22 protein-coding genes and 2 tRNA genes are annotated in these 25,788 nt (G+C 39.5%); 13 read left to right on the top strand and 11 right to left on the bottom strand.

The features are described 5' to 3' along the window. Positions 1-11: 11 nt before the first annotated feature. Positions 12-87: transfer RNA gene (locus tag HII17_RS17950), tRNA-Glu, on the bottom strand. 52 nt (positions 88-139) lie between these two features. Next, positions 140-215, bottom strand: a tRNA-Ala gene (locus tag HII17_RS17945). 343 nt (positions 216-558) lie between these two features. Between HII17_RS17945 and HII17_RS17940 the strand changes: the two genes are divergently transcribed. Next, positions 559-1,479, top strand: a complete 921-nt coding sequence (locus HII17_RS17940) for a gluconeogenesis factor YvcK family protein (protein ID WP_169076742.1) — start codon at positions 559-561, stop codon at positions 1,477-1,479. A 49-nt stretch (positions 1,480-1,528) separates the two neighbouring features. Here the strand turns inward: HII17_RS17940 and dcd are convergent, their stop codons facing one another. After that, the gene (gene dcd, locus HII17_RS17935) at positions 1,529-2,122 is read right to left on the bottom strand and encodes a dCTP deaminase (protein ID WP_169076741.1); all 594 of its coding nucleotides are present in this window, start codon (positions 2,120-2,122) and stop codon (positions 1,529-1,531) included. Between the two features lie 29 nt (positions 2,123-2,151). Continuing rightward, on the bottom strand, positions 2,152-3,255 hold the full coding sequence (gene apbC, locus HII17_RS17930) for an iron-sulfur cluster carrier protein ApbC (RefSeq protein WP_211185411.1): 1,104 nt from the start codon (positions 3,253-3,255) through the stop codon (positions 2,152-2,154). A 153-nt stretch (positions 3,256-3,408) separates the two neighbouring features. On the opposite strand from apbC, the gene metG reads away from it, so the two are divergent. Next, the gene (metG, locus tag HII17_RS17925; RefSeq protein ID WP_169076753.1) at positions 3,409-5,439 is read left to right on the top strand and encodes a methionine--tRNA ligase; all 2,031 of its coding nucleotides are present in this window, start codon (positions 3,409-3,411) and stop codon (positions 5,437-5,439) included. 62 nt (positions 5,440-5,501) lie between these two features. Here metG and HII17_RS17920 read toward each other — a convergent pair whose 3' ends face one another. Next, complete coding sequence (locus tag HII17_RS17920) at positions 5,502-6,401, bottom strand: winged helix-turn-helix domain-containing protein (protein WP_235938939.1); 900 nt, start codon at positions 6,399-6,401, stop codon at positions 5,502-5,504. A 178-nt stretch (positions 6,402-6,579) separates the two neighbouring features. On the opposite strand from HII17_RS17920, the gene HII17_RS17915 reads away from it, so the two are divergent. Beyond that, positions 6,580-7,011 carry a hypothetical protein gene (locus HII17_RS17915; RefSeq protein WP_169076740.1) on the top strand — a complete coding sequence of 144 codons (432 nt, stop codon included), beginning with the start codon at positions 6,580-6,582 and terminating at the stop codon, positions 7,009-7,011. Positions 7,012-7,062: 51 nt separating this feature from the next. On the opposite strand, the gene HII17_RS17910 is transcribed toward HII17_RS17915, so the two are convergent. After that, positions 7,063-8,064, bottom strand: coding sequence for a GlxA family transcriptional regulator (locus tag HII17_RS17910; RefSeq protein ID WP_211185410.1), 1,002 nt, complete (start codon positions 8,062-8,064; stop codon positions 7,063-7,065). 113 nt (positions 8,065-8,177) lie between these two features. On the opposite strand from HII17_RS17910, the gene HII17_RS17905 reads away from it, so the two are divergent. The 9 genes from HII17_RS17905 (at position 8,178) to HII17_RS17865 (ending at position 17,982) form a co-directional block, all read left to right on the top strand. Continuing rightward, entirely contained in the window at positions 8,178-10,295 is a 2,118-nt protein-coding gene (locus HII17_RS17905; RefSeq protein ID WP_328824568.1) for a molybdopterin-dependent oxidoreductase, read from the top strand. 17 nt (positions 10,296-10,312) lie between these two features. Next, positions 10,313-11,251 carry a DUF1295 domain-containing protein gene (locus tag HII17_RS17900; RefSeq protein WP_169076738.1) on the top strand — a complete coding sequence of 313 codons (939 nt, stop codon included), beginning with the start codon at positions 10,313-10,315 and terminating at the stop codon, positions 11,249-11,251. Between the two features lie 3 nt (positions 11,252-11,254). Continuing rightward, the gene (locus HII17_RS17895; RefSeq protein WP_169076737.1) at positions 11,255-11,635 is read left to right on the top strand and encodes a VOC family protein; all 381 of its coding nucleotides are present in this window, start codon (positions 11,255-11,257) and stop codon (positions 11,633-11,635) included. A gap of 135 nt (positions 11,636-11,770) precedes the next feature. Next, positions 11,771-12,805, top strand: a complete 1,035-nt coding sequence (gene trhO, locus HII17_RS17890; RefSeq protein ID WP_235938937.1) for an oxygen-dependent tRNA uridine(34) hydroxylase TrhO — start codon at positions 11,771-11,773, stop codon at positions 12,803-12,805. Positions 12,806-13,272: 467 nt separating this feature from the next. Beyond that, on the top strand, positions 13,273-13,683 hold the full coding sequence (locus HII17_RS17885; RefSeq protein ID WP_169076735.1) for a hypothetical protein: 411 nt from the start codon (positions 13,273-13,275) through the stop codon (positions 13,681-13,683). 190 nt (positions 13,684-13,873) lie between these two features. Continuing rightward, positions 13,874-15,991, top strand: a complete 2,118-nt coding sequence (locus HII17_RS17880) for a cation:dicarboxylate symporter family transporter (protein ID WP_169076734.1) — start codon at positions 13,874-13,876, stop codon at positions 15,989-15,991. A 12-nt stretch (positions 15,992-16,003) separates the two neighbouring features. After that, positions 16,004-16,396 (top strand): Rcs stress response system protein RcsF, encoded by a 393-nt coding sequence (rcsF, locus tag HII17_RS17875; protein ID WP_169076733.1) that lies wholly within the window; start codon positions 16,004-16,006, stop codon positions 16,394-16,396. A gap of 1 nt (position 16,397) precedes the next feature. Continuing rightward, positions 16,398-17,102: a tRNA (N6-threonylcarbamoyladenosine(37)-N6)-methyltransferase TrmO gene (tsaA, locus tag HII17_RS17870; RefSeq protein ID WP_169076732.1), complete on the top strand. Its 705-nt coding sequence runs from the start codon at positions 16,398-16,400 to the stop codon at positions 17,100-17,102. A gap of 10 nt (positions 17,103-17,112) precedes the next feature. Continuing rightward, positions 17,113-17,982: a DMT family transporter gene (locus tag HII17_RS17865; RefSeq protein WP_169076731.1), complete on the top strand. Its 870-nt coding sequence runs from the start codon at positions 17,113-17,115 to the stop codon at positions 17,980-17,982. A gap of 51 nt (positions 17,983-18,033) precedes the next feature. Here the strand turns inward: HII17_RS17865 and HII17_RS17860 are convergent, their stop codons facing one another. Together HII17_RS17860 and HII17_RS17855 are read right to left on the bottom strand one after the other, a co-directional pair. Beyond that, on the bottom strand, positions 18,034-19,326 hold the full coding sequence (locus HII17_RS17860) for a metal-dependent hydrolase family protein (RefSeq protein ID WP_169076730.1): 1,293 nt from the start codon (positions 19,324-19,326) through the stop codon (positions 18,034-18,036). A gap of 122 nt (positions 19,327-19,448) precedes the next feature. Beyond that, complete coding sequence (locus HII17_RS17855; protein ID WP_169076729.1) at positions 19,449-20,300, bottom strand: LysR family transcriptional regulator; 852 nt, start codon at positions 20,298-20,300, stop codon at positions 19,449-19,451. 137 nt (positions 20,301-20,437) lie between these two features. Here HII17_RS17855 and HII17_RS17850 point away from each other — a divergent pair, with 137 nt between their 5' ends. Continuing rightward, positions 20,438-21,100 (top strand): hypothetical protein, encoded by a 663-nt coding sequence (locus HII17_RS17850; protein WP_169076728.1) that lies wholly within the window; start codon positions 20,438-20,440, stop codon positions 21,098-21,100. 69 nt (positions 21,101-21,169) lie between these two features. Here HII17_RS17850 and HII17_RS17845 read toward each other — a convergent pair whose 3' ends face one another. From HII17_RS17845 to HII17_RS17835, 3 genes are all read right to left on the bottom strand, one after another. Continuing rightward, entirely contained in the window at positions 21,170-21,652 is a 483-nt protein-coding gene (locus HII17_RS17845) for an FKBP-type peptidyl-prolyl cis-trans isomerase (protein WP_169076750.1), read from the bottom strand. A 45-nt stretch (positions 21,653-21,697) separates the two neighbouring features. Then, positions 21,698-22,585: a DMT family transporter gene (locus HII17_RS17840; protein WP_169076727.1), complete on the bottom strand. Its 888-nt coding sequence runs from the start codon at positions 22,583-22,585 to the stop codon at positions 21,698-21,700. A 145-nt stretch (positions 22,586-22,730) separates the two neighbouring features. Further along, positions 22,731-25,787 carry an AAA family ATPase gene (locus HII17_RS17835; RefSeq protein ID WP_169076726.1) on the bottom strand — a complete coding sequence of 1,019 codons (3,057 nt, stop codon included), beginning with the start codon at positions 25,785-25,787 and terminating at the stop codon, positions 22,731-22,733. Between the last annotated feature and the right edge of the window lies 1 nt (position 25,788).

Below are 25,788 nucleotides of genomic sequence, written 5' to 3'. Positions count from 1 at the left end.
CTACCAAAATGTGGCATCCCGTAGGGGATTTGAACCCCTGTTACCGCCGTGAAAGGGCGGTGTCCTAGGCCTCTAGACGAACGGGACACTAAAACGTTCGATTAACAAGTATAGTACTCATTAATAAAATTCTAAATAATGGTGGAGCTATGCGGGATCGAACCGCAGACCTCTTCGCTGCCAGCGAAGCGCTCTCCCAGCTGAGCTATAGCCCCAGTATTTCAATCAACTAACTAAGTAGTCAAATGGAAAAACTGGCTTTTGACAAGTGACCTAGTACTCGTCGAAAGCGAGGCGCATTTTAGGCAGCCCCCTTATCGGTGTCAACAATTAATTTAAAAATTATGGCAATTTTCCAGAACTTTTTATCTAAACGATTAGTTTGTCGCCAAATTGGTTATTTTTTATTTATTCAGCCATTTACAACGTTTATTAAAAGCACTTTAAGGCTAGCCTTGCTCTCATTGTTTAAATGAATTTACCTTACTGCGTCACAATACTTTATTTTTTAAGGGTTTGGCGTTAAAGTTTAACTAACTGGTTAAGAAGTTCCGTTTTATGCAACTAAAAAAACTCAACATTGTTGCCATTGGTGGTGGCCATGGTCTAGGACGAGTGTTATCTACCCTCTCCTTTATGCAAGGTCAATTAACAGGAATTGTTGCCACAACAGACAACGGAGGGTCTACTGGTCGATTAAGAAAAAGAAGTTCATCTATAGCTTGGGGAGATCTGCGCAATTGCCTAACTCAGTTGGTGGATGAAAATTCAGTCGGTAGTCAATTATTCAATTTCCGCTTTGACGGACAAGATGAGCTTGGTGGTCACAACCTAGGTAATCTTATTCTTTATGGTTTAGGCCAAATACAGTCTCGCCCTATCGATTCAATAAAACTGGTAAGGCGTATTTTAAGAGTTAAAACACCGGTTCTTCCGATGTCAGAGTCTCCGACTGATCTAATGGCATTTTACCCTGAAGGTCGATGTAAAGTTGGCGAATTATCCGTTGATGACATGCCAATAATGCCTAAAAATTTAATGCTAGCACCGCTAGTTAAGTCACCTGAACAATGTGTTGAAGCAATCAATAAGGCTGACTTAATCATTCTTGGTCCAGGAAGCTTCTTAACCAGCGTTGTCCCACCACTGTTAGTAAGAGATATAGCTAACGCCCTAAAAAACAGACGTGGCCATTGTGCCTTTGTAGAAAATATAGTGGCGGAAAATAGCCCTGCAGCTGCGCTAACACTTGATGAAAAGTTTGATTGGATTAAAGAAAACATTGGTTGCTTGCCAATTGATAGTGCAATTTGTCACGATCAAAACACAACATCAGAGCGAGTAAGAGTTATTCATCACGACTTAGCTTGTGAAGACGTTAAGCATCATCACGATAAGGCCAAGCTTATTGAAGCCCTACACAAATGTCTTGAAGGTATTAACCCAGTTACGCCATTAAAATTAGCTAATGCTAATTAATACGCATTAGCTATTCTTAGCATGAATACAGCTTAGCTAATTATGTTAACTAGCTAGAAGTGTCATCTTGGCTAATGCGGCTCGCCACAGCACCGGTCTGATCTTTGTACTTGGCGTCTTCACGTTTATTGTATGGGCGAACAGCTTCACCAGACATTGTTTCAAAATTTAATGCCGCAATTTTCATTTTTGGTCGCAATGCTAACGGCAATTTGCCACTGTTATAAAACTCTAACACTATTGGCCCAGACCAACCGGGATCAATTCGATGTGCGGTTACATGAACCATTAATCCTAAGCGAGCTAACGAAGAGCGACCATCTAGCCAACCAACAATATCCGCAGGTAATGTAACAGATTCAAAAGTTACCGCTAACGCAAGTTCACCAGGATGTAGAAAAAACGCATCCCCGTCTGGAATAACTATTTCGTCTCCCATTACCGCGTTCATTTGGTGTTGCACTTCTTCACGTGGGCCGCTTAAATCAATAAATGGCGCAGTATTATTTTTAAATACTCTAAACTCATTACCTAAGCGTATATCGACACTAACACCTGAGATCATCGAAGCATCTGGCTTGGGAGTAATACCTATTTTTCCTTGCTCGATACATTGTTCAATATCTTTATCGCATAATCTCATAACAGTTCTTCTTGTTGTTGATTTGAAACTTATTCGCTATCTGACCTAACAACTTTAGGAGTTGAAGGGCTATTGATGTCTAGTGAATAAAAAAGTGTACTCGCTATATTGCGCGCTATTTTACGGTACTGACCGCAGATGTCACTATTTGATATGTCATCAAACAAATTATCACCAAGATCTGCGTCTTGCCTAACTTGAATATTAAGCGGCAGCTGACCTAATAAATTAACATTATTAAGCTCTGCGATATCTTTGCCGCCATCTTGACCAAATAGATGAGCTTGGTGACCACATTTTTCACAAACGTGATAGCTCATGTTCTCTACAACACCCAACACAGGTACTTTGACCTTATCAAACATCGCGATACCTTTTTGTGCGTCTGCTAAGGCGATATCTTGCGGGGTTGTTACGACTACAGCACCTGCAACGGGCACCTTTTGCGACAAGGTTAATTGAATATCACCCGTTCCTGGTGGCATATCAATTAATAAATAATCAAGCTGGGGCCATTCCGTTTCATTAAGTAGTTGGTTAAAAGCGCTACTGGCCATGGGCCCTCGCCAAACTGCAGCATCACTATCCGGCACTAAATAACCAATCGACATTGAAGTTATGCCATCAGCATCGATTGGGCTCATTGTTTTACCATCACTTGACACTGGTTTTTCATTTGGTTTACCTAACATTGCAGGGATTGATGGTCCGTAAATATCAGCATCTAAAATACCAACCCTTGCCCCTTCTAATTGCAGTGCTCTTGCAATATTAACAGTTGTCGTTGACTTACCAACTCCACCTTTGCCTGATGCGATCGCTACAATATTTTTTACATTGTTAATCCCGTGTTCTCGAACTGGCCTAATAGCCAATTCACATTCAAAACTTAAAGGTTTACCAAATTCATTAGACAAACTTCCAGCTACCATATCTAAATCACTTAAGGCTGCAAATGGTAGGGAAATTTCTACAATAATTTTATTGTTTAACTGGTAGGCTTCTACTTTGTTTGTAAGCGTTAAAATACCATAAGGAAATAACGACGTTCGGTGCTTATCAAGCGCTTCATCTATTACTAAAAGTTCACTTTCGTTAAGCGGAGATTTTTTTGCAAATAACTTAGAGAGCAAAGTGATTCCTCAATTGATATTCTATAGGCTAAATAAAAATTAACATTAGCCAGAAATAATAATGAAAATAACCGCTAAATTCTGTACTATTGCGCCATTATTTACCACCTTAAAGTGTTCAACACATTAAAGTTAGATCAAATGTCACAAACTATGCCTCAAGATAAGCGTAAAATTTTAGTTACTTGTGCCCTGCCATATGCAAACGGCTCAATCCATTTAGGCCATTTATTAGAACATATTCAAACTGATATTTGGGTGCGATTCCAACGTATGCGTGGCAACGAAACATATTTTGTCTGCGCAGACGATGCTCACGGCACGCCAATAATGCTTAAAGCGCAAGAATTAGGAATAACGCCTGAGCAAATGATTGATGGTGTTCGTGAAGAGCATATGAGCGATTTTAATGACTTTATGATCAGCTTTGACAATTATCACTCGACTCACAGCGATGAAAATCGAGCGTTTGCCAGCGAAATTTACAATAAGTTAAATGATAACGGACACATTAAAACACGTACGATTTCACAGCTTTACGACGAAGAAAAAGGCATGTTCTTGCCAGATCGCTTCGTAAAAGGCACATGTCCTAAATGTAAAAGCGAAGACGAAAATGGTGATAGCTGTGACAACTGTGGTGCAACATATTCACCAACAGAAGTGATCAACCCTCGCTCAGTTGTGTCTGGTTCTACCCCAGTTTCACGTGATTCAGAGCATTACTTCTTCGACCTGCCAGCTTTTGAGCAAATGTTAAAAGACTGGACAACTGGTGGTTCATTACAAGAAGAAATGGCTAACAAACTAAATGAATGGTTTGAATCTGGTTTGCAACAGTGGGATATCAGCCGTGATGCACCTTATTTTGGTTTCGAAATTCCAAATGCCCCTGGTAAATTCTTCTATGTATGGTTAGACGCCCCAATTGGATACATGGGCAGTTTTAAAAACTTATGTGATAGAGAAAACATCGACTTTGATGCGTTCTGGAAAGAAGACTCAGACGCTGAGCTTTATCACTTTATTGGTAAAGACATCATCTATTTCCACAGTTTATTTTGGCCAGCCATGCTAGAAGGTTCCGGTTACCGTAAACCTACGTCGGTATACGCACATGGTTTTGTTACAGTAAACGGCGCTAAAATGTCTAAGTCAAAAGGTACTTTCATCAAAGGGCGTACTTACCTAGACCATTTAAGCCCTGAATACTTACGTTATTACTACGCGGCGAAGCTAACTAACCGTATTGATGACTTAGACTTAAACCTTGAAGATTTCGCTCAGCGTGTTAATTCAGATCTTGTCGGTAAAGTGGTTAACATCGCGTCTCGATGTGCAAGCTTTATCACTAAACGTTTTGATGGCATGTTATCAAACAATGTTGATGATCAAGCTTTAGCAGACGAAGTCATGGCAGCTGGTGACAAATTAGCTGAGCTATATGAGAACCGCGAATTTGGTAAAGCAATGCGTGAAATCATGGCGCTTGCGGACAAAGTAAATGAATACATCGCTGTTAAAGAGCCGTGGGTGTTAGTAAAAGACGATTCTAAACAAAAAGAAGTTCAAGATGTTTGCTCACTAGGTATAAACCTATTCCGTATATTAATGATTTACTTAAAACCAGTATTGCCAGCACTAGCAGAAAAAACTGAAAGCTTCCTTAACGATGAATTAGTTTGGGAAGGCCACAAATCATTACTTGCTGATCATAAAATCAACAAATTCAAAGCATTGATGCAACGCATTGAAATGGATAAAGTTAACGAAATGATTGACGCATCGAAAGAGTCACTTGCTGAGAAAGTAGAAGCTAAGCCAGTTACAGGCCCTTTAGTTGACGATCCAATTGCTCCTGAAATTCAATTTGATGATTTTGCCAAAATCGATCTTCGAGTGGCTAAAATTGTTAAAGCTGAACACGTAGAAAAAGCAGATAAGCTATTACGACTTGAATTAGACCTTGGCGGCGAAACACGACAGGTGTTTGCAGGCATTAAATCGGCTTATCAACCAGAAGACTTAGAAGGCAAACTAACGGTTATGGTTGCTAATTTGGCACCTCGTAAAATGCGCTTTGGCATGTCAGAAGGTATGGTGTTAGCTGCGGGTCCAGGTGGAAAAGACTTATGGATCCTTAACCCTGAAGAAGGCGCACAACCGGGTATGCGTGTTAAGTAAACTATTAATTTAATTTGAGTTGAAAAGCCTACAAAATATGTAGGCTTTTTTTTGTCCTAGTATTAATCCGTAGATTTCGCTTTAAGCCAGGCTTTAACCTGTTGATCTACTCCGCTTGGGTAAGGCATACCATCTTCAACACCGACATATATCAAGCACATGTCTTCTCGCGTACTAAATACATTATTATGTTTATCAATCCAAATTCTTAGATGTTGAGCAAGGTTTTTTGCCAAGGGTATTTCATCATAAATATGATGGTTCGACTCCAACTCATCTAGAATAGCTTGGTTATTCTTCAATAAACCGCTACTACTAAATGCTCGAATTTGCTGACAGACAAATTTTTCATCGCTCGTCATATTAGGATAATAATGTTGAAAAAACATTTCGTATTGTCTAGTTCGCTTAAAGGATAAGCGCTGTTCGAGCATATCAACTAACTGGTTTCTTCTTTTAGCCTGCGCAACAAATGCCGAATAAGTGTTATCTTGAAATTCAGCAATGCGTGACATAGCTTCATGCAACTGCTTTTCTTGATAATCACTATACCAACCTATAACCAACCCACTAACGAGCAAAGCAGTACAAATACCCGCGAAAACAAAGCCAAAACTTTTAATTCGGCGTGAACGATTAACGACATTAATGACTGTGACGTCTGGCATATAAAACCCAGCGCCACGAGCAGTTTTTATGATATTTTGATGCTCGCCATCATCACCAAGTGCAATACGCGTATCAGAGATTAAGCGCGATAAAGACCAATCACTAACCACGGTATCTGGCCATAGTGCTTCGTGTAATGTTTTCTTTGATAAGGGCTCTGGACTGGAGTTTGCTAATAAAAGCAGTAGCTTAATACTTTTCTCGTGCAGCATTATGGGCTGCTTTACTTTAAACAGCTTTAATTGCTGCTCATCTAAAAAATATTCACCAAAGTGATATCCTTTGTTTACCATGTCCCTATATACCTTGGCTCTGAATAAAATAAGTTTACATCGCTTTAATGCGTGCTGCAAAAACCAATGACAACCAGCCAATTACGATTTAGAGTTTCATGTTATTAATCAAAGAATAATTTGTTAAGTTAATCGATAATGCTATTGCATTGAATGAAAACTAAAGGAATTTAAACAAATGGAATTAAAACAAACGGAAAATATTAAAAGCTTTATGTTTAATAGCATATTGGGTGTAATCTTCGCTTATATTTCTGTTGTCATATTTAGCTTTGCCGCCGCCTTGCCAATACCAGCAAATGTATTTGAACCTATTGCGCAATCTTCGCCTAAATTTGCGTTTGCGGTTTTAGATTTATTTACTATTGGTTTACCACTCGCGTTTACTTACTTTATCTTTGTTTACATCACTAGAAAAAGCAAAACCTATGTTGAACTGGTAACGCCAATTTTGTTAGCACTCCCCTTTTTCCTATTACATTCCTACTTTGTTATTCTTAGCTTTCCAAGTTCGCGCATCGATTTCTATTTAGCTAGCACCTCACCTAAATATATTTTACTAATTGTTATCGTCGGTTTTATTACAGCCAAGAAATATCGACAAAACTAATGCCTACTAAAACCCAAATTTGTTATTTATGGTGAATTTGTCTTGGTAGATTTATTCACCATAGTTAGGTTTATACCTAGCCCGATAACTACTTGGTGACAATTTGGTCTTACGCTTAAAAAGCTTAGTAAAAGAGCTAATATCGCTATAGCCCACGGTATGTGTAATTTCATCAATAGTCTTATTAGATTGTACTAAATATTTACTCGCAGCATCTAAACGAACCTCTTGCAAATATTCTAGTGGCGTTGTTCCAGCAGCGTCTTTAAATCGGCGAATTAATGTGCGATTGGATACACCGAATTGCAGGCTAACCTGACTAATAACGATATCTCTTTCATAGTTAGCTTCCATCCAGTCTTGAACTGCTCTAACGGTTTTGTCGTTATGGTATTTTTTTACTATCAGCGGCGAATAGGTTAATTGTCCTGTGCGACCCGTATCGAGTACGAATGATTTCGCCGTTCCCATCGCCGTTTCATGATCACAAAATAGTTCGACTAAGTACAAGCCTAGATCAAACCATGCCATACCACCGCCATCACAAAGAATGTTGTCGTCATGAGTAATAAGTTGTTCCAATTTTAACTCGATATGAGGATACTTTTTACGAAACAATGACTCAGCAGCCCAATGCGTTGTTGCTGGTTTATCGTCTAACAGCCCTGCTTCTGCCAAAAAAAATGACCCCGTACTATTGCTGCCAATAATAGATTTTGAACCACGGAGCCCGCTTAGGTATCTTATCAATGCGAGGTTATCTGCTAACGTTTTATTAATGTCTCCTGCAATACTCGGCACTAAATAAATGTCACTATGTTCAATATCTTGTATCGCGCAATGTGGCATGATGACAATGTCATTCATCGTTTTAATTGGCTTATTGTCCCAACTAGCAATTTGCACCTTAAACTTTCTTTCAATAGGTCGATGATGATATTTATTCCAAGATACCCCCGCTAAATTTAATAAATCATTTATTCCGGTTAATGCACTGGCAAGTACATAATCAAAACCTAACACCGTCACTGATATCACTAAACTTCCTTTCATTCACAATTATGCCAAACATGGCAAATATCACCCAATATATGTCAATTATTACCGTTAGTCTCTGATTGATTTACTGTCACACTTACTTAGTAACTAAAAATTGAGGAAACATTGTGGGCGATATAGAAACAAAAGACGTCAAAACGCATTATCGAACCTGTAATATTTGCGAAGCGATGTGTGGCATTGAGATTAAATATCGAGATAAACAAGTTCTTTCAATCAAAGGTGATAAACAAGACCCTTTTAGCAAAGGCCATATGTGTCCGAAAGCGCTAGCACTGCAAGACTTTTATGAAGATAAGGATCGAATAAAAACGCCACTAAAGCGCACTGAAAAGGGCTGGAAAGAAATCAGTTGGCAAAGTGCTTTCGATGAAATTGCTACTAAATTCAAAACAATCCAACATGCATACGGTAAAAATGCAGTAGGTGTCTATTTAGGAAACCCTAACGCTCACAACCTCGGTAATGCGCTATTCCTTAAGCCTTTCATGAAAGCATTAGGAAGTTTGAATCGTTTTAGTTCTGCCTCGACAGATCAAATGCCGCATCATGTAGCGTCTAATTATATGTTCGGTAACGGCATGTTAATACCTATTCCAGATATCGACCGCACTGATTTCATGCTAATTATTGGCGGAAACCCTGTCGTATCAAACGGCAGCATGATGACAGCGCCTGGTGTAGTGCATCGAATTAAAGCCATTCAGAAACGCGGCGGAAAAGTCGTCGTAGTCGACCCGCGACGCACAAAAACCGCCAAAATAGCTAATCAACACTTATTTATTCGTCCAGAAAAAGATGCGCTGCTATTGATGGCAATGATTCACTGCATATTTGAGCAAAACGCCGTTAACCTTCGACACCTTGTTAATGTTGTAGATAACATCACACAGCTCGAAACATTGGTAAAAGAATACTCGCCAGAAGCAGTAACAGCTCACGTAGGTATACCTGCTAGCGATATACGACAATTAGCCGCAGATATGAGCAATGCACAATCAGCGGTATGTTACAGCCGAATGGGTGCATCCACTCAAAGCTTTGGTGGCCTATGCCAATGGTTAACCAATGTGCTCAATATTATTACAGGAAATTTTGATCGCGAAGGCGGCGCTATGTTTCCACTACCAGCGTTTAATCTATTAAGAGGCAATACCAAAGGTCACCCGACAAATTTTGGCAAATACACCTCTCGCGTAAATCAGTTGCCGTTTTTTAATGGTGAATTTCCAGTGGCTACCTTGGCCGATGAAATACAAACACCTGGCGAAGGTCAAATTAAGGCTATGATAACCATTGCAGGCAACCCCGTACTTTCAACGCCTGCGGGTCACCAATTGGCAGACGCTTTCGACCAATTAGAGTTTATGGTTTCAGTAGATATTTACTTAAATGAAACCACCAAACACGCAGATATTATTTTACCTGCAACCTCTGGGCTGGAAAATTCACATTATGATATTTTCTTTAACAGTTTCTCTGTTCGAAATACAGCCAAATACTCCACCGCGCTATTTGAGCCCGAACAAAATCAAAAAGCCGATTGGCAAATCATTAATGAATTAGCCGCAAGATTAACAGATACCCCAGTGTCGAAATATACGCCTGAAATGGTATTAGACATGGAGCTAAAATCTGGGCCATATGGCGAGCAAGGCATGAGCTTAAAGATGTTAATGGACAACCCTCACGGCCTAGATCTTGGCCCATTAAAAACCAACTTAATTAACAGACTACTTACCCCAAATGGTGAGATTAACTTAATACCTGATCTCTATGTAAATGACTTGCCGCGTTTAAAAGCTAGCTTAGAACTAGCACCGAAAAGCAGTCAATTTCCTTTTGAGCTAATCGGTCGCCGCCTAGCAAAAAGTCATAATACCTGGACTCAGAACTCCCAACGCCTAGTCAAAGGTAAGAATCCTTGCACATTGGAAATTCACCCAGAAGATGCAGCCTCTATCGGTATTATCAATGGCCAAAAAGTAACAGTTTCATCTGAAGTAGGTGAAGTAACTCTCGATGCAATCATTACAGACGACGTGCTCCAAGGTGTTGTTTCGATGCCGCAGGGATGGGGACACAATCAAGCCGATACAAAGATGGCTGTCGCCGCTACTCAACCAGGTGTCAGCATAAATGATCTAACACTTGCTAATCGAGTTGACGCTTTAACAGGGAATGCAGCATTAAATGGCACCCCTGTCGCTATTTACGCTGCATAAGCAAAGGATTAAATTTAATGAAATACATCTCACCACTTCTACCCTTTATTGCTGGCTGGCTACTATTGTTGTTAACAGCAAGCTTTGCAGAAATAAGTCTTATCAATGGCTTATTACAATTATTGCTATTTGCTTTAGTCGTTTGCTTACCGACATGGAAAACTGGGAGAATGTCATATGTTGATATTGGCTGGCCCTGGGGCTTAACGGTTATTGGTATCATCACTTGGTTGTTCAGTGATGGAGAGCCAATGCGTGTAGCAATTGTCAGCATTGCATATATTTTTGCGGGCAGCCGTATGGGGCTTGGCGCAATTAAATTGTTAACTTCTGGTCACTTAAATAGCGAGTTACCACGCTATGAATTTCAAAAACGCCGCTGGCAAAAGCAAGGGAAAAACAATATACCACTGGCTATGCAAATCGAAGCTATTTTGCAAGGCGTTGCCAACGCCGCATTTTTAGCTTTTCCGGCATTTATTATAGCTTCCAATCCAAGTGCTGAAGTATCCCCTTTAGAGGTGTTAGGAATAATTATTTGGCTTAGCGCATTTGTAATGGAATCGGTCGCTGATATGCAGAAACTTAAATTTTTAAGCACTAACAAGCAAACAGGAAAACGCAATTCTGTTTGTAATATTGGATTATGGAAATACAGCAGGCACCCCAACTATTTTGCTGAATGGATGGTGTGGAATGGCTTAGTTATTGCTGCCATTCCGTCTTGGTTCGCACTATTGGAAGTAGAATCTATGTTAACTTTTGTATTACTAGGATTAGGATTGCTATTTGTATCACGTATTATGTATACGACTTTAGTTACCTATACTGGTGCTGTGCCTTCAGAGTTTTATTCAGTACAAAAACGCCCTGAATATAAAGACTATCAAAAGACAACGAATATGTTTTTTCCTGGGCCGGTCAAAAGCCCTCAACTTATAGAAGAAAGAGAATAAATTATGTTTAGCCATATAATGATTGGAGCCAACGATATTCAGGCATCAAAAAAATTTTACGACGCGGTATTAGGCGCCATGGGTCACCCAGAGGGGGTCATTGATGAAAAAGGCCGCTGTTTCTATTTTACTGAAACCGGCATTTTTGCGCTAACAAAGCCAATTGATGGTGAATCTGCAACACATGGCAACGGCACTACTATAGGCTTTGCAGCTAAAACGCCAGAGGTTGCTGATGCATGGCATGCCGCGGGTTTAGCAAATGGCGGTACAAATTGTGAAGATGCTCCTGGTATTCGCGAAGGAGGAGGCATGAAGTTATACCTAGCTTATTTACGCGACCCTTCAGGCAACAAAATTTGTGCGTTGCATAAAATGTCCTAAAAACTCCTATTCTTATAAAAAGCGGCTCTATAGCCGCTTTTTGCTTTTTCGATCAAGATCAATATAATAGCGCCTCAAATAATCAGATTGACAACCTCTCAAACTGAATATTTGAAAGTAAATATTAAGCATATAATGAAACAGCACGGGAATTACGCTCCCGCAAGCAGGAAAAAAAACATGACTCAATACGTTGTCTGTGCAATGTACAAATTCGTTGCGCTTGAAGATTTTGAAAGCATTCGTCCCAAATTGTTAAAAACAATGGAAGACAACCAAATTTGCGGTACCTTGTTAATTGCTAAAGAAGGTATTAACGGTACAGTTGCCGGTAGCAGAGAAGCAATTGATGCCCTATTAGCTTGGTTCAAATTAGATGAACGTTTAGCTAACATTTCTTATAAAGAATCCTATACAGAAGAAAAGCCATTTAAGCGCACTAAAGTAAAGCTTAAAAAAGAAATCGTTACTATGGGTGTCGAAGGTATCGATCCACGTCATATTGTAGGTACCTATGTAAAGCCTAAAGATTGGAATGAGCTAATTTCTGATCCTGAAGTATTTGTTGTAGATACCCGTAACGACTACGAAATAGAAATAGGCACATTCGAAAATGCCGTAGACCCTAACACGACTACTTTCCGAGAATTTCCTGCTTGGGCTGAAAAAAACATGGACCCTAAAAAGCATAAAAAAGTGGCAATGTTTTGTACCGGAGGTATTCGCTGCGAAAAGTCTACAGCTTATATGAAAGAACAAGGCTTTGAAGAAGTCTACCATTTAGACGGCGGTATCTTACAATACTTGGAAGATGTACCTAAAGAAGACACTATGTGGAAAGGTGAGTGCTTTGTTTTTGACGATCGCGTAACTGTAGATCACGACCTTCAAGCTGGAAAATATGACCAATGTCACGCGTGTCGTATGCCAATATTAGAAGAAGACAAAGAGAAGCCACAATATCAAAAAGGTGTTAGTTGTCATCATTGTTTCGACAAAACTACCGAAGAACAACGCGCACGTTATGCAGAGCGAGAACGCCAAATGGAATTAGCGAAACAGCGTGGTGAAACACATGTTGGCTCTGAAGCAGCTAAAGCTTTAGTTCAACGTCGAGAGCTGAAAAAATCTCGCATTGAAGCCCAAAAGGCTGCAGCTAAATCTAAGTAATTACGTATTTCCGTATTTCCGTATTCAAATTATTGAAGGCACTTAATGGTGCCTTTTTTATATTCGCAGGTTTACTTTGAACGCTAATTGCGAACGCTTTAGCGCAATAAAAATAATTAGCATGTTGTCCATTGAAAGTTTTAACAAATCCCCAATATCATTTAACTAGATCATTAACAAACATCGCACATGTTTAACAAAACTAGAGTCAAATTTTCCGCTAAGTGGGCATGGACTGGCGTAGTCTTAGGGTTGCTAGCCTTTATTTATAATTACACCATGGTGCCAATGTCGCTGCCTGGCTATGAAATAATTGCAGCCCCTGCAATGTTTGCCTTATCATTTTTTAGCGAAGAAACGCCCTTTTGGCCCAAACTGTCAATATTTCTGCTAGGCCAATACATTGTCTATTTCATTATAATATTCGTATCAAACGTTATAATTCATTCGTTTGGCAGGAAGCGCTAATGGACAAACTAGTAAAATATTTGCTATTACCACTGTGTATTTACGTACTAAGCATTACAAAAAGTGTTGCTTATCATACCGCTCTAGATATTTCGGGAAGTTGGAAGCATAGTGAAAAGCCGGCGTGGATACAGATCAACTTTACTAACAACGTAGGTGAAGCTGTGGTCTTTGATCATAAAAATAATATCAAGGCAAATGGTCTTACGGTAATAAACCAAATCACAGCGAATTCTGATAATAACGCAGAGCACAATTTCCATTGGTCAGCCAAAATGTACTCTATGGCTAATGACAACTTTGTCGATGTTAAGCTTACACTAGCCACAGACGACACACTTATTGTTTTTGCACTTAATGAACATAATGCTTGGTATGAAGTATTAAAACTGCACAGGCAGCTTCCTTGATATTTTAAACTATCGTTTCCAACCAATAGTAAGCAGATAATACTAAGTACTATTTTATTGGTTCGTGAGAGACACTAACCAGCTCGACAATATATGTAACCTCTATAATGGCTTTCTTAATTAACTTTCTTGTTTAAGCATTGGGCAGGGGTATACTCTTATTGACGGTATTAAATGGATAATTTATAAATTGTTAAAGAATTTGCCCCAATCAATCAAAATCATTGTCGCTATGACACTAGGTATAATCCTAGGCACTCAAATTCACATGTTTCCTGGAATTGATAGTATAGCTGACGGCTTTGTAATGTTATTACAAATGACAGCATTACCCTATATTGCCTTGTCATTAATGGTTGGAATTGGCTCACTTAGTCCTGATAAAGCAAGAGCGACCGTTAAAACTAGCTTACTGATATTATTAATATTAACCTTAGTAAGTTTGCTATTAGTGTTGCTTACAACTATCGCTTTCCCTAATTGGCATAATGCTTCGTTTTATAGCGCGAGTACGATTAAAACAGAAGTAGAGTTTGATTTAATCGCGTTATTTATCCCATCAAATCCATTTAATGCCTTCGCTAATGCCGTCATTCCGTCAGTTGTAGTCTTTAGCATATTTGTTGGTATTGGCTTAATGAAGGTCAAAGCAAAACACCATACATTGTCCGTATTAGCTAACTTGCAAACCGCGCTTGCAAATATTAGCGCTATTGTAATGAGGTTTGCCCCTATAGGTGTATTTTGTATCGGTTATAGAGCAGCGGCAACGATAGATGTCAGTCAAATTGAAGGGCTCATTGTTTACGTACTTGGCGCAATTATACTCGTACTATTGCTCGCGCTAGTTGTGTTTCCTGTCATAGTCGCAACGGTAACTCCGTTTAAATACCGTCATATATTGGTGGTTTGCCGAGAAGCGATGATAACTGCATTTGCTACAGGTAGCTTTTTTGCCGTTATCCCACTAATTGTTGAAAAAACAAAAGAAACATTGGCTAGTTTACCAGCTAGCAATAAAGACACAGAAAAAGTGCCAGGCATAATTGTGCCGATAACCTTTAGTTTACCTGTAGGTGGAAAATTACTCGGGTTATTGTTTGTACTATTTTCTGCTTGGTTTTCAGGCGCCTATATAGGCTCTCAAGAGTATTTCAAACTATTCTTTTTAGGGATACCGCAACTGTTTAGTTCAACTACGGTCGCTATGCCAGCCCTGCTCGAACTATTTAATGTTTCCAGTAGTATGTTTGAGCTATTTTTGGTGGCGGAAAACATTATTGTCGGTCGATTAGGGGCGTTACTTTCAGTAAGTTTTACTATCAGTTTTGTTTTATTGATTGCCGCAAGCATTACAAAGTCTTTAACGATAAAGCCAGCATATGTTAAACGTAATTCAGTGATTCTTCCCATATTGTCTGTTGCTTTATTTTATATATTACACCTTAGCTTGAGCCATTTAGGGCTTCAATATAAAGGCTATGACAAATTCATTGAACGCTCTTTATTATTTGAGCAAGTTAAGCATAAAAATCTAACTTCGCCCGCTCAACACTTAGCATCAAATTACTCATCATTAGATGTACTTACACGTATTAAGCAACGTGGCTTTATTCGTGTTGGCTACTTTATCGATGATCTACCTTACGCTTTTCATAACAACAAAGGAGAGCTAGTAGGTTTTGATATCGAAATCATTCACATGTTGGCATCTGATCTCAATGTAGAAATAGAGTTTGTCCGAATTTTGCATGCTCAAGCTGAGCCTATGCTTGGCTCTGGTTATTTAGATATGACATCGGGTGTACCTGTCATTCCAGATAATATGCAGCGATTCACATTAACCATTCCTTATAGCGAGCAAACTGTCGGCTTTTTAGTAAAAAATAACCGCCGCGCTGAGTTTACACACTGGCAAGAGATTATTTCACGATCAGACTTAACGATAGGTGTACCTGAAACTTTCTTTTATAAAGATGAAATTCAGCGCCATTTTGTTAACGGAAGGGCTTGGGAAATTTCAACACCGCGTTTATTTTTTAGGGAAGAATATCAGCATATAGACGCTATGTTGTTTGGCGCTGCTGCTGCCTCTGGGTGGTCACTGCTTTATCCAAATTACACAGTTGTAGTACCTACACCAAAGCAGCCACCAATAAACATGGCTTTTCCAATAAATGAAAATGATCAAGCATTTGAGTTGTTTATGAGAAATTGGCTCGAAATGAAGAAACAAAGTGGTAAACTTGAACAATTATTTAATTACTGGATTCAAGGCCAAACACCTAATTCGGTGAGCAATCGATAAGAACCTAATTTGATGTTAAAAAAAACACGTTATTTTAATGCCGCGACTTTTATCGGCTTCGCTTTATTAGTTTCAAGCTGCGCCCAAATTAGTACGGTTAAAACCAATCTCGATAAAGAAAATTTTGAACATTATTTTTCTCCCGGACAAGTCACTATTTATGCCCACGAGAAAGATATTGCCAGTAAACATCAGCTAATAGGTATGGTTGAAGGTGAAAACTGTCAAGCTAAACCTCATTTAGCAATGCCAAATAAAATTGAAGCGCGAACTCAAGCACGGCGTAACGCCTATCAATTAGGCGCCAATGGCATTGTGTTTTCTGGTTGTGCGGAAATTAGCACTAAACAATGCCACGCAATGATTGTGTGCTATGGTAAAGCATATCAAATAGAACAAGAATAATATGGCCGAATTATTTACCGTAAAATCGATAGGAAACGTAGTTTCTCCTTACAAAGAGAAGTTCGGCATCCCGCGTCAGCCTGGTTTAGCGACAGCAGCCACTGGCTATATCGAATTAGATAAAACACTTGAAGCTATCGACATGGTCGATGGGCTAAATAAATTTAGCCATATTTGGCTAATTTTTATGTTTCATCAAACGATACCGCATGGATGGAAAGCAAAGGTTAAGCCGCCGCGTTTAGGTGGTAATCAAAAGTTAGGAGTCCTAGCAACTCGTTCAACGTTTAGGCCTAATGGTATCGGAATGTCGGTAGTTAAACTCGAAGGAGTCGAGGTAAATGATCGCAGTGTTCGCATTAAAATCTCTGGTTTTGACTTAGTAGATCAAACACCTATTGTCGATATAAAACCGTATATAGCCTACTCAGATGCGGTTATAGATGCGAATTCTGACTATGCAGATAAGGCACCGGAAGAGCTATTAACCGTGTTATTTAGTGAACAAGCAGATGAGGTATTGGCTAATCAGGCAGATGAAGTGAAATTGTTAATAGAACAAGTTTTAGCACAAGATCCTAGACCAGCATATAAGCACCATAAACCCGATGATAAAACCTACGGAGTTCATCTATTTGATTTTAATATTTCTTTTACTTACACCTCTCGTAGCAAAGTAAAAGTCATGTCGATAAAGCCAGTTTAAGTTCGTATATATGCCAACTAAATCCATTATCGAGCTTGTTACCTTAGCAGCGTTATGGGGCGCGTCTTTTCTTTTTATGCGAATTGGCAGCCCAGAGTTTGGCGCAATATTATTTATGGCGCTTCGAACGTTAATTGCTAGTTTGTTTTTGACTCCGATGATGATCATGAAAAAGCAACATGGCCAACTATCGGGTCGATGGCTGAAGATTTTTATAATGGGCTCCTTAAACACTGCTATTCCATTTGTATTATTTGGTTATGCCGTACTTTATCTGTCAGCCGGTGTCACTTCGGTGTTAAATGGTACAACCCCTATCTTCGGCGCTATTGTTGCTTTTTTCTGGTTAAAAGATCGCATTTCATTACCTGCAATGATTGGCTTAATGCTTGGCTTTGCCGGTGTATATATATTAATGTCTGGAAAAATTAGTAGTGGCAGTGAAAATGTTCTATTACCAACCTTAGCGGTGCTAGGCGCTACATTTTGCTATGCCATTGCTGCCAACTTTACCAAACTATATTTAAATGACTTAAAACCATTAGTGCTTGCCGCTGGTAGTCAGATAAGCGCTACTATTTTGCTATTGCCTATCGGCCTATACTACTTACCGGAAACATTACCCTCAACTGATGCGATACTTTCAGTCATTGCCTTAGGCATATTTTGTACTGGTATTGCCTATATTTTGTTTTTCCGATTGATAACCGATGTCGGCCCAACTAAAGCTATTTCTGTCACCTACCTAATTCCAATGTTTGGATTACTATGGGGCTATCTATTTTTGAATGAAGAAATTAACACCAGCATTATTGCAGGAAGCTGCTGCATATTAATTGGTGTAGGGTTGACGACAGGGCTTTTTACTCGAGGACGTTAAATAAAAAAGCCAAGCTTTGTAAAATAAGACTTGGCTCTAGCAATAGTTCAACTACTGTTTGAAAACTTTGCCACCTTTCATGACAAAATCAACATCAAGTAATTCTTCAATATTACTTAATGGACTGCCATCAGTAGCAATAATATCAGCCAGTTTTCCTTGCTCTATTGTCCCTAGATGGCTGCTCATCCCAGCAAGATCTGCTGCATTAACCGTTGCAGATTTTAAAACATCAGCTGCAGACATACCTGCATTATGCATTAATACGGCTTCTCTAGCATTAGTACCATGTTTGGAAACACCGCTGTCTGTACCATACGCTATCTTTACGCCTGCGTCGTACGAGCGCTTGAAGTTATCCAGCATATCTGCACCTACACGAATAGCTTTTGCTTTCACGTCTGCTGACATAAAGTTAGACGTCTTCGCCATATTGACGACAGTATCGCCAGCCAACAGCGTTGGTACCAAATAAGCCCCATGTTTTTTGAAGAGTTTGACGCTTTCCTCATTGGCATAACTGCCATGTTCTATACTATCGACACCCGCTCTTAATGCCGCGTTAATGCCTTCTGCCGCATGAGCATGGCTGGTAACTTTTCGCCCTAACACATGTGCCGCATCAACTATCTCTTTCAATTCATCATCAGCCATTTGCTGGCCAGTACCTGTATTTGTGTCTGATAAAACGCCACCTGTAGAAGCAATTTTAATGACATCTGCACCATATTTAATAGCATATCGCACAGCCTTACGACACTCATAAGGACCATCACATAGTGTTTCAGGTGTTTTTAGTTTCAATAAATCAGGCGCCATGCCATCAACATCCATATGACCACCAGTAACGGATACAGCAGTACCTGCGATTACTCTTGGGCCGACTATCCACCCTCTTTTAATGCCGTCTCTCAAGGCATTCATTTGCTCTGGTTGATTACCTAAATCACGGACAGTGGTAAAACCTGCCATCAGTGTTTTCTTAGCAAAATAAACACTCTTCATAGCAACATCAGCATCAGACATCTGAACTGTCTCTTTATTATTATTTGGTCCAAGTTCTCCGTGCAGATGCACATGCATATCCATCATACCGGGCATAACAAAGCTTTTTGATAAATCAATCAACGTCGCATCTTCACCAAAGCGCTGCGCAGCAATAAAGCCTTTCTTAACCTCAGAGATTTTACCGTTCTTTATTACAACAGTATGTTTTGTTAACGGCTTTTCCCCGGGGACTGCCAAAAGCTTACCCGCATGAATAACTTGTGTATTAGCAAATGCATTCGTCGATATTGCTACTGCCAATGCGGTTAGAGATATAGATTGAATAAAGGTTTTCATGATGCTCCTATAAGCAGTTTATTATTTTAATCGGGATTATATGGTGCTCAATTTAGCCTCCAGAAAATGGCCAAAAGCACGGTGAAAATCATAATGTGAATTAATATTCACACAATTTATACTTAATACACTAAAGATTCAAGCAAAGACTGTTGCCAACTAATAAGCAAGACTTCTTCTTCTACTTTAGGTAAATCTATAACGTTCAATATATTTAATTGATGTTCTCTCGCCCAAAAACTAGGGACATACCCCAAATATAAACCACTTTTAATTAATTGCACTGTCACATTAAAGTCATTAACAACTACCGGCATTTTGCGAGTAAAGAGCTTCGAGTGCCAACCGTCACAACCTTTACCTCGTTCTTCTCCGCAAAATGGTGACCGTTGTGGTACAACAAATTGCTGACTTTTAAGCTCAGCTGTATAGATTGCCCTTTTATCTATTAATTTATTATTGGCGCCTGCTGCAACAACCATATCCATTTTTCCTAACGATGTAGAAGCGAGGTTCATTGGGAGTTTATTAATTAGTTCAGTAGTAACTAAGCCGATATCAGCATTGCCGTTTAGTACAGCATTTAGGGCTTTTTGCTCATAGGCAGTGTCGAAAAGCATTTCAGTAGTGGCAAGGTTTGAATTAGCATTTCTAGCAATAACGCTTGCCCAGCGACTCAGCAAAATAGAAGGGCCTATTATTGTTAATCGCTGTTTATTAATACCAGTCAACATCGCTTTAACATCTAACGCATTCTGTGTGATCTCTACAGCTCTAGGCAATAAAACGCGCCCTTGTTCATTGAGCTTGATATGGCGGCCAATACGTTGAAACAAGGAACAGCCAATCGATAATTCAAGCCTTTTCAATGCCTTTGATATTGCACTAGGGGTCGTATCTAATTGCTGAGCGGCAATTTGCATATTTTCCACTTCAGCCAGCAAGATAAACTTTTCTAAATCTCTTATTTCCACAGCACGGTTTGTCCTTATCAAGTATGAATGCGGCAAACATTTCCAGTTAGGAAATGATTTCATAAAATCATAAACGATTTTCACTCATAAGTTCATTAAGATCTTCACCCTCTGCAAAATACTTAGGAAGCCTTTAAATGACTGCTCAGCTAAAACTGATTTTTTTTACCATCACAATTTGCTTATTTGCCCCGTCGATCTATGCCGAGCATAAGCACCATAATTCATACGGCACACATGGAATGGCATTAGTAGCAATTGACAATCAACTGATTGCTTCACATATGCCATTGCATAATTCTATGCACGAACATCAGATTATTTTCACTGCAACAGTTGATGAAAAATACACTGAAAAAGTAGAAATATTATTAAAAAACAGTCAATTGATTAGTTTATTGCCAGAAAAATTTGATTTAGAAAAGTTGCAAAATGGACAATTAAAACAATTTAACGCAACTGTGTTTCAGGGACATTTCGAGCGTGGTGGAAAGCCAGTATTACCTGACGTTACTTTTAATATGGTTACGCTTATTTACCAGCGAGATTTAAGTAGCGACAATAAGGAAAATACCAATGGGCATTATGAACTCATTAATATCTCACCTAAAAATTGGTTAGCAATCCATCAAATAAATCAGAGTCAAAGTTTTGATCATTTAGTATGGCTTACTCAAAGCGGCAGTCGACTTAAGGGTAAAATTACAACCCAAAAAGGACAGCGACTGAGTCAATTTACAGATATACTCGGCTTCGACTTTCATCAAGACCTTTACTTTGAATCACAAGACTTTCAATAACGTAAAGTACTCCTGTTTATCTACAAAAAAGCCAGCGTTAATGCTGGCTTTTAATATTGAAAAATTGGGCTAATGCTGATGTCCGCCTACGCCATGAGCGTGGCCATGACTAACTTCTTCTTCAGTCGCATCTCGCACGTCTACCACTTCGATATCAAAGTCTAACGTTTTACCCGCAAGTGGTGGGTTTAAATCACACGTCACCATAAAACGCCCTACTTTTAGCACGGTAACTTGGCGTTGACCTTGCTCAGTGTGCACTACTGCAACCATACCAGGCTTCCAATTTTTAGCACCTTGTAAATGCTTAGTCGGAATACGTTGAATGGCATCGTCTTGGCGCTCACCGTAACCGTCTTTTGGCTCAACCACTACAGAAAATTTATCTCCTTTAGTTTTGCCCTCTAATGCGCTTTCGACGCCAACGATCATATTATTGTGACCATGCAAGTAAGCCATCGGGTCACCCGTTGTTGAAGTATCCACTTGCTCGCCAGCTTCATCTTTTATGGTGTAATGAAACTGAACCACTTTATCTTTTGAAATTTGCATTGTTCGATTGTTCACTTTGAAAAATTGCCATCAATTTTAGCAAGCTTACGCCCATAACAACAGGACAATGACACTAAGAATGACCATAGCCATACCGATTATTTCAATAAAAGTTACTTTTTCTTTGAATACCCGATAAGTCAAGATTAACGTAAAGAAAAACTCTATCTGACCAAGTGCTTTTACATAAGCCGCTGTTTGATAACTTGCAGCTGTAAACCAACCGATTGAACCTAACACACTAGTAATACCGACAAACAAAGCTAATCGCCAATGAAGGATCATTTTCTGAAACTGACCTATATCTCTAATCAATAAATAAGCGGCAGCTAGTATAGATTGTGCGGTAATTAAGAAAACCAAAGTAATAGCTGCACTTACCATTAAATGGGTATTTAACGCTAAGCTTGCTTCACGTATCAAGGAAGTTGTAATCGCTAGCCCTAACCCCGATGCTAAGCCATAAGCAGCACCTGGATTATTAACAATATCTTTTAATCGAAACTTAACTTTAGATAATAGCAGGACACCTATCATACCAATGATCACAGAAAACCAACCAAACACACTTAACGAAGCGCCAAAAAATACAGCGCCGATAATTGCTACCTGAATCGCTTCAGTTTTCGCTAGGCTCGTTGCCACAGCAAAATTTCGGTAACTAAAAGCTGCTACTAGGCAAGCGGTACCAATAAGTTGCGAAACACTTGCTATTGAAGCATATTCAATAAACGTTGCATTGAGTGTTGGGATCGCCACATCGTAGCGCTCTGTCATCCAGTAAAGATAACCCCAAGCAAAAGGTAGCGCGAAAATGTAGCGAACACCTGCGGTTGCAAGCGACGATAATTGGGCCGAAAGTTGCTTTTGTCCTGCTGTGCGAATGGCCTGCATGAATGCAGCAAGCAAGGTAAATGCAATCCAAATTTCCATGTAAGCTCCTCAGTTAAGCGCTGATTTTACTCACACTTTTTACTCGTAACCAATGATAAAAGCTTATCATCGCCATTACAGAAACAAATACAGGCCTATAAACATCACATATTTGTTCGCGAAACGCTGTCACGTTAACGTTATTTTATCCAGCCAATGCCGATTGAGATTGCAATGACACTGTCGAACCAGAGCGAGATGGACTAACATCGATACGCTGTGCCATTTGCTCTTTTAATTCAGAAACATGAGAAATGATACCAATCATACGACCGGATTGCTGTAAATCCACTAAGGTTTGAACAGCAAGATCTAATGATTCAGGATCTAGACTCCCGAAGCCTTCATCAATAAATAGAGTATCTAAATGAATGCCACCACTGTACGACTGTACAACATCAGATAACCCTAGTGCTAATGCCAGAGCAGCCATAAATGATTCGCCACCAGAAAGTGTTGCCACATCTCGCGTTTTACCTGTATAGCCATCTTCTACCACCAAATCTAACCCGCGACCTGCCGCGCCTTTAAAACCTTCAGTTTTACGTTCAAGAATATAGCGCCCTTTACTCATCAAACTGAGTCGTTGAGATGCCTGAATTAACACATCATCTAACAACACGCCGAGTACAAAGCGATGTAAGCTAATCCGGCTGCCAGTTTTACCACTGGCGACATCGTACAAGGTACCGTACACTTTATATTCTTCTTCGAGCTTAGTGTTTTTTTCGTGAAGTTGGGTGATTTTGCTACTTACATTTTCTACCCCTTCAAATAGAGAGCGGGTATTGTCTAGCTCCGCTTTGATCTGGTCATATGCTTGTTGTTGAACATTGAGCTTGTCATTTATTGAGTCTAAATTTGGCTTTTCTTTGTCTTGTAATGCACTATTTACATCAGCCAATGTTTGTTCAAGTTTGATTTGTGTTTGCTTAAATAATTCAATTTCCTGTTGCCAAACTTGCAGCGCTTGCTCACTTACTTTGCATTGTAAAAAGTGTGCTTCATCAGTGAAATTACTTGCTTGTAACACACTCTGCCAGTCAACTGTTAGCTGCCCTAACTTGTCATTAGCCTGTTGTAATAAAGCTTGGTGGGTAGCATATTCACTTTCCACTTTAGAACCAGCAACTTGTGCTTTCTGCAATTGATGTTGAGCAGCTTCCAAACCACTAGTTAACTCGAAAATTTGTTTTTGTAAGGCTGCTATTTCTGTCTCAAGTACAGTCAAGGATGTGTATTTTTCATCAAGCGTTGCATTTAGGTTGGCTAGTTGATTTTGATTAGCAGCAATGGTGGAATTATGAGCCGCTATTTGATTATGTAGTTCATTTATTTTTGATTCGCCTACTACACATCTCTGATTAAGCTCAATTACGCTTTGTTCTGCCTTTGTAATATCAATGGATTGTAAATTTTTTAAATGCTGTGTTTGCTGCGCTATTGCAGCGTGTAATTCATTTAAATCTCTTTCAGCATTCACACCCAATTCACTAATAAGTTGACTAATTTGCTGCTGATATTGAGCGGCAATCACATTATGTTGTTCTAGCTGACTGTTTAACTGATTAAATATCGCTTGCGTCGTAGCCTCTTGTTCACGCGCATGCTGCACTTGTTCTTTCGTCACCGCATCGCCAACAAACTGTGCAGGTAGAGGATGCTCATGACTACCACAGACAGGACACGCCACGCCTAATTCAAGACGCTGAGCGAGAATAGCAGCCTGAGCATTGTGCCAGTTCAATTCTAAGGTATTAGCCGCTTGCTGTTGTTGTGAAAAGTTATATTGCGCTTGATTTACATCACTTACTTTACTCGCCGTAATGCTCTCCAACTTTAAAAGCTCTTGCTGGACGCCAGCAAGTTTTTGTAAGTCCTGTACTAATCGGGTTTTAGCTTTTATTTCAGCATCAATACCTGAAATTGATGCGACATCAATTCGTACTTGCTCTAGTGCTTGCTGCCCTTGTTGAGCATCTATGGCCAGCTTGTCTTTATGAGCGATAAACTTTTTAAGTGTTACGTCATCCTCTACTTGTTGTTTAAGTCCCGTGTCAATTGCCTTTTGCAACTCACTTTTTTCGACAAGCTTGCTTTTCATACCTTCAAGCGCATACTGTTTTTCGGTTAGTCGTGGCACTTGCGTAGCCTGTTGTTTTGCGTGCTCCAATTTAGCTTGTTGGCTTTTTTCAACCTCTTTTGCGTGAGTCAATTGCTCACTTAAAGTGACTACTTTTTGTGTAAGTTCTTGACTGTGATTTTTGGCAGTTTGCCAGCTCGAATACGGTAGCTCTAGTTTTCTCGCACTATTGGCATTGTTAAGCTGCTGCTGGCGCGCTTTATTATCAGCTTCGCCTTGTAAGTGCTGACCTAATTCTCGCTCGGCATTTATTTTCTTGCTAAATTCACCACTGAGTACTTGTGCTTTATGCAGGTCTGTTTTTAATTGATTTAGCGTAAGAAGTGATTGCCGCTCTTGTTTTTCACTTAATTCAAATTGTTTAAACAAGGTGTCGCGCAGTTCATTTAAACCTGCTTCTGAAGCAACACCAGCAACTTGCAATGCACCTTTGATTTGGTTATCAAACTCATCTTTTGCCCTGCTAATAGCACTCGCCTTGTCTTTAAGCGCAAATTCAATTTTTTTATAGATATCGGTTTGGAAGAGCTGACCAAAAATCTCTTCTCGCTCTTTCGATGTCGCTAATAACAGCTCACGAAACTTACCTTGCGGCAAGACCATCACTTGCCTAAATTGCGATTCATTCAAACCAATAATGTTAGCTACTTCCGTTTTAACTAAAGCGGTTTTACTAGTGACAAGCGACTCTTCTTCGGTAATATCATAAAGAGCCGCAGTATGTTTACGCGTTGTAGTGCCTTCTCCACGTGCTTTGGGCGCTTCTTGCTCCGGCGAGCGCGTTACACGAAATCGTTTGTCATGAAGCGAAAACTCTAAGGTCACTTCTGTGGCAAGTGATGCATCAGCCATATCACAACGCATCTGTACGCCTTGACGTTCATCTCCAGTTGTTTCGCCATATAAAGCAAAACAAATAGCATCCAATATAGACGTTTTTCCTGAGCCGGTAGGGCCATTGATTAAAAAAAGTGGATTAGAACCTAGTTTGTTAAATTCAATGGTTTCTGTTTTCGCAAATGGCCCAAACGCCTGCATAATTAACTTTATTGGTTTCATT

This window comes from Thalassotalea algicola (assembly GCF_012932965.1).
GTDB lineage: Bacteria > Pseudomonadota > Gammaproteobacteria > Enterobacterales > Alteromonadaceae > Thalassotalea_F > Thalassotalea_F algicola.
The sequence above is the reverse complement of the archived record's forward strand: the minus strand, read 5'-3'. Positions and strand labels throughout refer to the sequence as shown.

What these genes read in the sequence shown, in the direction of transcription:
- HII17_RS17840 (WP_169076727.1), bottom strand. Translation starts at nt 22,585, where the DNA reads ATGGAAATTTGGATTGCATTTACCTTGCTTGCTGCATTCATGCAGGCC.
- dcd (WP_169076741.1), bottom strand. Translation starts at nt 2,122, where the DNA reads ATGAGATTATGCGATAAAGATATTGAACAATGTATCGAGCAAGGAAAA.
- HII17_RS17835 (WP_169076726.1), bottom strand. Translation starts at nt 25,787, where the DNA reads ATGAAACCAATAAAGTTAATTATGCAGGCGTTTGGGCCATTTGCGAAA.
- HII17_RS17940 (WP_169076742.1), top strand. Translation starts at nt 559, where the DNA reads ATGCAACTAAAAAAACTCAACATTGTTGCCATTGGTGGTGGCCATGGT.
- tsaA (WP_169076732.1), top strand. Translation starts at nt 16,398, where the DNA reads ATGGCCGAATTATTTACCGTAAAATCGATAGGAAACGTAGTTTCTCCT.
- HII17_RS17900 (WP_169076738.1), top strand. Translation starts at nt 10,313, where the DNA reads ATGAAATACATCTCACCACTTCTACCCTTTATTGCTGGCTGGCTACTA.
- HII17_RS17860 (WP_169076730.1), bottom strand. Translation starts at nt 19,326, where the DNA reads ATGAAAACCTTTATTCAATCTATATCTCTAACCGCATTGGCAGTAGCA.
- HII17_RS17850 (WP_169076728.1), top strand. Translation starts at nt 20,438, where the DNA reads ATGACTGCTCAGCTAAAACTGATTTTTTTTACCATCACAATTTGCTTA.
- HII17_RS17915 (WP_169076740.1), top strand. Translation starts at nt 6,580, where the DNA reads ATGGAATTAAAACAAACGGAAAATATTAAAAGCTTTATGTTTAATAGC.
- HII17_RS17910 (WP_211185410.1), bottom strand. Translation starts at nt 8,064, where the DNA reads ATGAAAGGAAGTTTAGTGATATCAGTGACGGTGTTAGGTTTTGATTAT.
- rcsF (WP_169076733.1), top strand. Translation starts at nt 16,004, where the DNA reads ATGTTAAAAAAAACACGTTATTTTAATGCCGCGACTTTTATCGGCTTC.
- HII17_RS17920 (WP_235938939.1), bottom strand. Translation starts at nt 6,401, where the DNA reads ATGGTAAACAAAGGATATCACTTTGGTGAATATTTTTTAGATGAGCAG.
- HII17_RS17895 (WP_169076737.1), top strand. Translation starts at nt 11,255, where the DNA reads ATGTTTAGCCATATAATGATTGGAGCCAACGATATTCAGGCATCAAAA.
- HII17_RS17885 (WP_169076735.1), top strand. Translation starts at nt 13,273, where the DNA reads ATGGACAAACTAGTAAAATATTTGCTATTACCACTGTGTATTTACGTA.
- HII17_RS17845 (WP_169076750.1), bottom strand. Translation starts at nt 21,652, where the DNA reads ATGCAAATTTCAAAAGATAAAGTGGTTCAGTTTCATTACACCATAAAA.
- HII17_RS17865 (WP_169076731.1), top strand. Translation starts at nt 17,113, where the DNA reads ATGCCAACTAAATCCATTATCGAGCTTGTTACCTTAGCAGCGTTATGG.
- trhO (WP_235938937.1), top strand. Translation starts at nt 11,771, where the DNA reads ATGAAACAGCACGGGAATTACGCTCCCGCAAGCAGGAAAAAAAACATG.
- metG (WP_169076753.1), top strand. Translation starts at nt 3,409, where the DNA reads ATGCCTCAAGATAAGCGTAAAATTTTAGTTACTTGTGCCCTGCCATAT.